The organism is Gordonibacter pamelaeae 7-10-1-b, assembly GCF_000210055.1.
GTDB lineage: Bacteria > Actinomycetota > Coriobacteriia > Coriobacteriales > Eggerthellaceae > Gordonibacter > Gordonibacter pamelaeae.
Genome location: NC_021021.1, coordinates 853774 through 862630 on the forward strand (window position 1 = coordinate 853774; position 8857 = coordinate 862630).

An 8857-nucleotide genomic window follows, 5' to 3' on the forward strand; every position below is an offset into this window, starting at 1 on the left:
CTGCGCCGCGCCGTGGAGCTCTTCGACGCGCGCCACGATGAGCTCGTGGGCTGGGTGCAGCGCGAGTCGGGCAGCATCCGCGCGAAGGCCGAATTCGAGGTGGGCGCCGCGCGCAATATCACCGAGGAGGCCGCAAGCTTCCCCTATCGCATGCACGGCGAGATATTCCCGTCCGACACGCCGCACAAGGAGAACCGCGTCTACCGCCAACCGCTGGGCGTGGTGGGCGTCATCAGCCCGTGGAACTTCCCCATGAACCTGTCGAACCGCTCGGTTGCCACGGCATTGGCCTGCGGCAACGCCGTGGTGCTCAAGCCCGCCAGCGACACGCCCGTCACCGGCGGCCTGCTGCTCGCCAAGATCTACGAGGAGGCCGGCCTGCCGGAGGGGCTGCTGTCGGTGCTGGCGGGACGCGGAAGCGAGATCGGCGATTACTTCGTGGAGCACCCCGTCCCCAAGCTCATCTCGTTCACCGGATCGACCGACGTGGGGCGCGGCATCGGCGCGAAGACGGCCGGCGGCATGCGCCTCAAGCGCGTGGCGCTGGAGCTGGGCGGCAACTGCCCGCTCGTGGTGCTTGACGACGCCGACCTGGGCCTCGCCGTGGACATCGCCATCATCGGGCGCTTTTTGCACCAGGGGCAGATCTGCATGAGCACGAACCGCATCATCGTGGACGCCTCCCTTGTCGACGAGTTCACCGAGCGCTTCGTCGACCGTGCGCGCAAACTCGTGTGCGGCGACCCGCTCGACCCGGCCACCGATATCGGCCCCATCATCAACCAGTCGCAGCTCGCGGGCCTGATGAAGAAGGTGCAGCGCGCCAAGGACCAGGGCGCCCGCGTGCTGCTGGACGGCGAGCCCGACGGCCTCGTCATGCCGCCCGTCGTGTTCGGCGAGGTGGATCCCAGCTGGGACATCGCCCTGCAGGAAAGCTTCGGCCCGCTGGCCCCCATCATCGCGGCGCACGGCGAGGACGAGGCGCTCCGTTTCGCCAACATGAGCGATTACGGCCTATCGTCCGCCGTCGTCGGCCGCGACGTGGAGCGCGCTGCCGCGTTCGCCCTCAAGATCGACGCCGGCATGACCCACGTGAACGACATGACCGTGGCCGACGAGCAGCACGTGCCCTTCGGCGGCGAGAAGAACTCCGGCCTCGGCCGCTTCAACGGCCGCTGGATCTTGGAGGAGATGACGCGCACCCACTGGACGAGCGTCCAGCACACGCCGCACCCCTACCCGTTCTGATCAATCCCCCGGCCCGGCCACCTTGCAGGGTGACCGGGCTTTTCCTCTATTCCGGACATTATTTCGCCATTGCCGTTGGTTAATCCTAGCACCCCTTTGCATCGCATGCTAAGCTGTATGGACACGCATCTACCCAACGGAATGGCACTTGGACCACTTAACCGACAAAGAGTTCGATCGAGTTTGCACGCACCTGTCCCGTACCTTCGGGCTGAACATGCGATCAAAGCGGGTGCTGCTCGATTGCCGACTTTCGCGCGAGCGAGAGCGTCTTGGGTTTTCCTCGTTCTCGGCATACCTCGACAAGGTGGAGGCGGAGACCGACCCCGAGGCCACCGCGCGCTTCGTGGATCTCGTCACCACCCACTACACCTACTTCCTGCGCGAGCGCAGGCAGTTCGACTTCCTGCGCACCACGGCGTTTCCCGAGCTGGAGCGTTCAAAGCCAAACCGCACCTGGAACATCCTGTGCGCCGGCTGCTCCACCGGCGAAGAGTGCTACACCGCATCCATGATCGTGGAGGATTACCGCCGCGGGCGCGACCTGCCCCCCGTGCGCATCACGGGCATCGACATCTCCAAGGCGGCCATCGAGAAGGCGCGGCGCGCGACGTACCAGTTCGCCCACGTGGAGAAGGTCCCGCCCCGCTGGCTGTCGTCTTATTTCACGAACGACGGCGGCAATTACACCGTGACCGACGCCATCAGGCGCCGCGTGACGTTCGCCCAGGCGAACCTCAACGACCCCGATGCCCTCCAGCGCCGCTACGACCTTATCATGTGCCGCAACGTCATCATCTACTTCGACGGTCGCACGCGGGAGCAGGTGCTCGACAGCCTGTATCGCCACCTTGCCGTTTCAGGCTACCTCATCCTCGGCCACGCGGAGATCATCCGCAGCCGGACCAAGTTCGTCTATCGAAGAGATTCCGTATACCAAAAGCAACCGGAAGCGATCATCCCATGAAGCCATCCTTGAAAAACGCAAGCATCGGCCGCATCCTCATGATGTCCTACGTCAGCATCATCGTGCTGTTCGTCGTCTCCATCTGCGTGGCGGTTTTCGGCGTCCACCAGAACTCGGCGATGACCACCGAGTTCTACGAGCAGCCCTACCGGGTTTCCAAGAGCGCCCTGTCGCTGCGCAGCACCGTCGAGCAGATATCGAACCAACTCAAGCAGTGCCTCGTGACGGAGGACTCCCTTGAAAGGGAGCGGCTGGTCGACACTATCAACCAGCTGGCCATCGAGCGCGAGGCCGAGTACAACGTCATCGCGGCGAACTTCAAGAGCGACGCGAAGGTGCTCGACCAATTCGCCTTGGCAAGCGAAGCCCTTCTTTCTGCACGCGACGAAGTGGTCGACGAGCTGCGCTCGGGCAACACGGAACAGGCCAACACGGTTTACGAGCAGGACTACCTGCCTCAGAAGGACGTCACGCTGGTCCTGGCCGATGGCATCATCGATGCTGCCGAGCAGGATGCGCACGAGTACTCCCAAGAAACCACCTACGTAGAGATCGCAACCTCGATCATCATCATACTGCTCGGCCTTCTCACGATCGGCCTCGTCATCGTTCTCTGGCGCCGCATCACCCGCGCCATCGCCGTGCCGGTGGGCGAGATCGAGGGTATGGCGAAGCGCGTGGCGGAGAGCGACCTCACGGTGCACGTCATCCCGAGCTCCCGCAACGAGCTGGGTGAGCTCGCAGCCTCCATGAACAAGACGGTGGCGGCGCTACGCCTCATGGTGGAGCAGATGAAGGCGACGGCCGACCAGGTGGAGCGCTCGTCGTCGCAGATGTCCGACGGCTCCCAGACGATCGCGCAGGGGTCGGCCGAGCAGGCCATGAACATCGAGGAGCTGGCCACCAGCGTGCAGGACATCACCCAGGTGGTGGAAGAGAACAACGAAAGCGTTCTCATAGCCAACGAGAACACCGCCGACGTGCTGTCCGCCGTCGAGCACAGCAACACCCAGATATCCCAAGCCGTCGAGGTCATCGCCGACATCAAGGTCAGCACCCGCAACATCTCGCAGCTGGCTAACACCATCGAGGACATCTCGTTCCAGACGAACATCCTCGCGCTCAACGCCTCCGTGGAGGCGGCGCGCGCGGGCGAGGCGGGACGCGGGTTCGCCATCGTGGCCGAGGAGATTCGGCGTTTGGCCAACCAGGTGAGCGAGGCATCGCGCGCCGCCGACGAGCTGGCTGCGCGCGCCACTGCGAGCGTGGAGAACGGCAGCGCGCTCATCAGGGTAACCTCCACGAGCATGGAGGGCGCCGTGGCCGCGACCGAGGGCGTCAAGGAGATGATGTCGGCCATCGCGCAGGCGTCCACGCAGCAGCTGGAGGCCGTGTCGCAGATCCAGGAGAGCATGGACAGCCTGTCCGACGTGGTGCAAGAGAACTCGGCAGCTTCGGAGGAGAGCGCCGTCATCGGCGAGGAGCTGGCCGAGCAGGCCCGCAGCCTCAAGCACCTCATCGATCGGTTCGTGCTTGAGAAGCCCGCCGGCGGTTCAGACGGCGGTGCACGGTGACCGGCCAGGCCGTCAAACCCTTGCCGAGCTTTTTCGCAGAACCGGAGCGCGCCGAGTTCCTGAGCCTGCGCGCAGCCAACGCCGCGCTGCGGGAACAGCTGGACACCATGCGCAGCCTGGCCTTTCGCGACCAGCTTACCGGCCTGTTCAGCCGCCACTACCTCACCGACTACCTCGAGGAGAGGATTCGGGAGGACAGCAACGAGACGAACATCGTGCTCGCCCTCTGCGACATCGACGACTTCAAGACCATCAACGACGCGCGCGGCCACCAGTCGGGCGACATCGCCATCGTCTGCATCGCCGACATCCTCGACGATCTGGCCGGCAACCACCCCGTCATCCGCTGGGGCGGCGAGGAGCTGCTCGTCGTGCTGTTCTCGACGCCCGACCACGAGGCGCTGCGCCTGTGCAACCGCATGCGCGAAGAGGTTGCCGCGTACCGTATAGACGACGGGACGGGCGAGTTCTCCTGCACGCTCACGTTCGGCTTGAGCGCTTACGATCCAAGCCTCACGTTCGCCGAGAACTTCGTGCGCGTGGACCGCGCGCTGTATCGCGGCAAGGAAACCGGCAAGAACCGCTGCACGTTCGCGCAGCCCGACACGGCGGGCGAGCAGAGATGAGGCCGGCGAGCAAGGAACTCACGGTGCAGGTCATGCTCAAGCCCAATTGCGGGCTCGAGAATACCCGCGCGTCGCTCGTGATGCGCCGCATCCTGCCGCTGTGCGACAACCTTTCCTGCCATCCGCGCACCGTCAAGAGCGACCGGTCGACCATCGCGTTCCTGCGCGACCACGGGCTGTTCATACGCTTCAGCTCCCCCACCCCCGAGCAGGTGCTGCTGACCATCAAGAGGTCGTTTTTCGTTGACCACTGCTCCCTTGTCGAAGACCCGGACACCATTCCCTCTTACGAGAAGGCGGGGATCGAGGCCGACGCGATGGAGGACTCCGCCTTCGCGCTGCCCTCCACCTTCGCCGACGAAAACGGGCTGGACAGGCGCGGCGACGAGCTGACGAACCTGCTCGCGCGGTTCGAGGAAGTGCACCGCAAGCTGCGCACGCACGCCGAGGGCCAGCCGCAAGACCGCGCGTTGAGCAGCATCGTATTCTCGCACACCCAGGTGGTGGACGAGCTGCGCACCGCGGTGGCACGCTCTCGCATCGAGCCTTTCGACCGCATGGCCCCGTCGCTGCGAACGCTCATCGCCGACTACAGCGGCCGTTTCGGCGTGCTCGCCGACCTCGATATCGTCGACGGCCATATGGCGCTCGACCGGTCGGTGCTGGCGTCGATGGAGGAGATCATCAAGCGCGTCCTGCGGTTCTGCCTGCGCGACGGCATCGAGCAGCCCGAGCACCGTGTGGCGGCGGGCAAACCCGCGCGTGCCCTGCTGCGCCTGCGCCTGGAAAGCGACGGCTCGGAAGTGGTGTGCCGGATAGAGCACGACGGGAAGCCGTTCGATTCCCGCGGCATCGCCCGGCAGGCGGTGAAGCGCGGGCTGCTGACGCGGCCGCTCGAAACCTACACCGAGGAGGAGATGGGCGCCCTCCTGCTGCTGCCCGGCTTCGTCGCTGCGGCGGAAGGCCCTGTTTCAAGCTTGTTTCCCAGTTCAACGAGATAGGATCTCTCCTGCAGCACGTGGGCGGGCGCGGCGAGGTGCGCAATACCGACCACGGCACGCTGGAGATAGCGCTCCACTTCCCCGTGCCGTTCACCATCATGGAGGCGGCGCTCGTGCGCACCGGCGCGATGCGCTTCGCGCTGCCCGCCCAGCAGATAGGGCGCTTCGAAGCGTATCGCCCCGAGCGGATCGAGCGGGGCGAGAAGGCCGCGCAGGAAGGCCCCTCGGGAAGCCGTCCGCCAGCACGCCCCTCCTTTTACACGGGCGAGGACGGCAAGCGCACGGAGTTGTTGAACGGGCCGGATTCGGGCTCGCCGCTCGAGGCGGAGAATCCTGTGTTCGCCCTGTTCCTGGAAGCGTTGGGAGAGCAGCGCTGCCTTGCCGTGGACGCTGTGAACGGCTACGAGAACATCTCCGTGAGCCAACTGCCCCCGCTGCTCGACCACGGCCCCCTGCCCAAGGCGGGTTGCTTCGGCTACGCCCTCCTCAAGGACGGCGCGCCCTGCGCCGTGGTGAGCATCCGCCATCTGCTGAACGCGATTCTGAAGAAGGAGGGCTCCCATGCGCGTGCGTGACCAGCGGCTACGGTGGATAGAGAAGCTTATCAGCGGAAACCAGCAGGATGTCCACCGCTCGAACGCGCTCGTCATTCCCTCGGAGAGCGGAAACATGGCCATCGCGTTCACCTCTATCGAAGAGGTGGTGTCGGCCGGCGAGATGAGGTCTCTGGCCTTCCTTCCCCCCGAGTTCAGCGGCGTTCTGCCGCGCAGCTACGAGCTTGTGCCCGTGCTCGATGCCGAAACGCCCGGCGATGGGGAATCGTCCCACATCGTGATCGTGCGGAGCGGCGACAACCTGCTGGGGCTGCGGTTCGTCGGCACGCCGTACGTGGTGAACCTTGACGAGACGAAGCACGCACCGCTCAAGACGCGCTGCCCGCAAGGCTTCGACCATGAGACCCTGCCGGTGCTCGACGTGGACGCCATCGTAGATATGCTGCTCGCCGCCGGCCGTTAGCGTCGGCGCGGCGGCTGTTGCAGGTCGGCCGAAACCACGGCGCTACCGCCGCCCACTGCTCTTTCCGGCTGCCTCGTTCACGGCCTTCGCGAATGCGTCCGGGTGCTCGTAGTGGATGTCGTGGCCCGACTCGATGACGGTCGTCTCGCAGCACGCGATGAGCTGCTGCACGCGCGCGGCGTCTTCGTCCGAGTTGGCGGCGAACAGGGTGCCGTCCTCGCCGTAGCTGGTCTGCGCCTTCAGGTAGACGGTCGGGCATGTTATGCGGGAGAGCAGGTCGGCCTGGTCGACGCCGTCGAACCACGTGCCGTCGTAGAACGTCTCGCCGAACCGCACGTCGAAGTCGTCGTAGTAGTAAAGGCCGCGCACCCAGTCGTGCGGTACCCAGGCCAGCGTGAGGTGGGCGTCGGGAGCGGCCGCACGCTCGGCCGCCGTCCACGCAGCGATTTTCGGCTGCAAGCCGCCGAACAGGCCGAACAGGTAGCTGTGCTGCGCGTAGTATACGGCTGGATCGACCGCGTCTTCCTGGTTGAGGTACGCATGGATAACTTCGAAGGCGTCCTTCCACACGAAGCAGCCCGGAGGCGCCTGCATTTCCTCGGGCGTCACGCGGAAGAAGGGCGGGTCCTCCAGCACGCAAGCCGTCACGTGCTCGACATCGTTGGCGGCGAGCCACGCGGCCACGATGCCGCCCGACGAGTGTCCCGAAACGAGGTACGCGCCGCCCACCTCCTGCGCGGCGAAGGCCTTGACCGCCTGCCCGATGGCCTCGCACGAATAGAGTGCGGGGTCGTGGCTGGACTCGCCGTGCCCGAAGCAGTCGACGGCGAACACGTGGTAGCGTTTTGCCAGGTCGGGAAGCACGCGCGCGTAGTCCTCCCACTGCATGCCCTGACCGTGCACGAGCACGAGCGCCGGGCCGTTGTCGGGGCCCTCGGCGTAGTTGAGGGTCGCATCGCCGGCAATGGCGATGCTCACCTGCACCTGCTTCTCCTCGAAGCCGGCGGCATGGGCTCGCGCCAGGTCGCGCTCCTCGCCGTGGCGGTTGTTGTCCACGTACACGGCGAGCGCGATGCCCGCCGCCAGCGCCAGCGCCGCGATGGCAATGCCTGCGATCATACCTGCCTTCTTCCCAACGCGCGCCATGGCGCCCCTCCCCCTCCCCCGCCGTCTGCGAGGCGACGGGTATTATCGGTCGATCATGCTGCGAAGCTTCGACACGCGGTCCATGAACTCGTCTGCCTTCAAGATGGCGAGGCCCTGCTCCTCGTCACCAAGCACGAGCAGTGCGTCGCCGGCCTCGATACCGAACAGCTCGCGCGCCTGCTTCGGGATGACGATCTGCCCGCGCTCCCCCACCGTGACGGTGCCGAACAAGTGCTTGCCGCGCGGCGGCATAGGCAGCATCGTGCCCTGCGGGTCGTAGCCCACGAGCGCGTCGAGCGACACGTCGAGCGCCTCGGCCAGCGCACCGGCGTTTGCGAGGTCGGGCACGGAGTCGCCCGCCTCCCATTTAGCCACCGTCTGCCGAGCCACGGCCAGCGCCGCGGCCAGTTGCTCCTGCGTGAGGCCGATTGCCCTGCGCCTGCTCTGAATGTTCGAACCAATCATGCTTCTCATACTCCTCGCCCTTCATGGTAAGCCGTCGAACAGCCCTGATCTACCAATCGATGATGACAGATCGCGCGCTGTTTGTCGCGAAAGGGTTGCAAGGGCAGAGCCTCCTCCTACCGTCCTCCTCCTCTTCCCGTCCTCCTCCTCTTCCCGCCCTCCTCCCCGAAGGCATTTTTCCATCCGGTGTATATATGATTGGCAACGTCATGGACAAAAAGGGCGGGTAATCATTAGATTTCAGGTGAAAATCAGCCTGCTGGGAATTCACGTTTTGCGTAATCCCTGATAGAGTCACATTATTCTTTATTTGGAATAAAGAAAACTCAAGCATTTTGTCCACGGCTCCGCGCATCCGCCGCCGGCACCATCATGAGCAGAGCGCGAAGCCGAAGGACCCCGCGCGGCGATAGCAGAAAACGCTGCGGCCGGCGCCGGGCAGAGGATACCTCGACCCGCCGCGCTCGCCCAGGTTGGCAACCTGCTCGCGCCCTCACAGGAAGCGCACGTCCGCGGGCTCCTTCGGGGCGGTGCGGCGATAGTTCACGGCGGAATGCCCCACAACGAGCGCGGTGACCGCCTTCTGGCCGCGCGCGAGGCCGAGCTCGCGGCGCAGTGCGGGCGAGAGCCGCGCCGCCATCGCGAAGAACCCGCTGTAGAGCACACCCAGCCCGTGCGCCTGGGCCGCGAGCTCCATGTTGGAGGCGGCGAGCGCACCGTTCACCTGGTCTTTCGCCACCACCACGACGACGGCCGGCGCACCTTTGAAGAAGAAGCGGTCGTCGATCTCGGTGCGGCGGGCCGTCGCGTCCA

10 protein-coding genes are annotated in these 8857 nt (G+C 65.6%); 7 read left to right on the plus strand and 3 right to left on the minus strand.

What is annotated here, in order from left to right; all coding sequences use genetic code 11:
• The 7 genes from GPA_RS04065 to GPA_RS04090 all read left to right on the plus strand — a co-directional run.
• The coding region (locus GPA_RS04065; RefSeq protein WP_041239039.1) for an aldehyde dehydrogenase family protein at positions 1-1248 on the plus strand (1248 nt) is incomplete at its 5' end.
• Between the two features lie 148 nt (positions 1249-1396).
• The gene (locus tag GPA_RS04070) at positions 1397-2215 is read left to right on the plus strand and encodes a CheR family methyltransferase (protein WP_041239041.1); all 819 of its coding nucleotides are present in this window, start codon (positions 1397-1399) and stop codon (positions 2213-2215) included.
• Between the two features lie 8 nt (positions 2216-2223).
• Positions 2224-3789 (plus strand): methyl-accepting chemotaxis protein, encoded by a 1566-nt coding sequence (locus tag GPA_RS04075; RefSeq protein WP_231847560.1) that lies wholly within the window; start codon positions 2224-2226, stop codon positions 3787-3789.
• Positions 3786-4415 carry a GGDEF domain-containing protein gene (locus GPA_RS04080; RefSeq protein ID WP_227155171.1) on the plus strand — a complete coding sequence of 210 codons (630 nt, stop codon included), beginning with the start codon at positions 3786-3788 and terminating at the stop codon, positions 4413-4415. The genes GPA_RS04075 and GPA_RS04080 overlap by 4 nt, the downstream gene beginning before the upstream one ends.
• Positions 4416-4438: 23 nt before the next feature.
• On the plus strand, positions 4439-5416 hold the full coding sequence (locus tag GPA_RS19945) for a hypothetical protein (protein ID WP_231847561.1): 978 nt from the start codon (positions 4439-4441) through the stop codon (positions 5414-5416).
• Between the two features lie 17 nt (positions 5417-5433).
• Positions 5434-5991: a hypothetical protein gene (locus tag GPA_RS19950; protein ID WP_231847562.1), complete on the plus strand. Its 558-nt coding sequence runs from the start codon at positions 5434-5436 to the stop codon at positions 5989-5991.
• Positions 5978-6433, plus strand: coding sequence for a hypothetical protein (locus GPA_RS04090; RefSeq protein WP_015539018.1), 456 nt, complete (start codon positions 5978-5980; stop codon positions 6431-6433). Before GPA_RS19950 ends, GPA_RS04090 begins: the two co-directional genes overlap by 14 nt.
• Before the next feature lie 42 nt (positions 6434-6475).
• On the opposite strand, the gene GPA_RS04095 is transcribed toward GPA_RS04090, so the two are convergent.
• From GPA_RS04095 to GPA_RS04105, 3 genes are all read right to left on the minus strand, one after another.
• Positions 6476-7552, minus strand: a complete 1077-nt coding sequence (locus GPA_RS04095; protein ID WP_041239043.1) for an alpha/beta fold hydrolase — start codon at positions 7550-7552, stop codon at positions 6476-6478.
• Positions 7553-7621: 69 nt separating this feature from the next.
• A complete protein-coding gene (locus GPA_RS04100) occupies positions 7622-8053 on the minus strand; it encodes a helix-turn-helix domain-containing protein (RefSeq protein WP_231847563.1) in 432 nt (143 codons plus the stop codon).
• Between the two features lie 484 nt (positions 8054-8537).
• Positions 8538-8857: nitroreductase family protein (locus tag GPA_RS04105; protein WP_197533068.1), on the minus strand; the 320-nt coding region annotated here is incomplete at its 5' end.

Excerpts from the sequence above, each read along its gene's own strand:
- GPA_RS04100 (WP_231847563.1), bottom strand. The coding sequence starts at position 8,053 with ATGAGAAGCATGATTGGTTCGAACATTCAGAGCAGGCGCAGGGCAATC.
- GPA_RS04090 (WP_015539018.1), top strand. The coding sequence starts at position 5,978 with ATGCGCGTGCGTGACCAGCGGCTACGGTGGATAGAGAAGCTTATCAGC.
- GPA_RS04095 (WP_041239043.1), bottom strand. The coding sequence starts at position 7,552 with ATGATCGCAGGCATTGCCATCGCGGCGCTGGCGCTGGCGGCGGGCATC.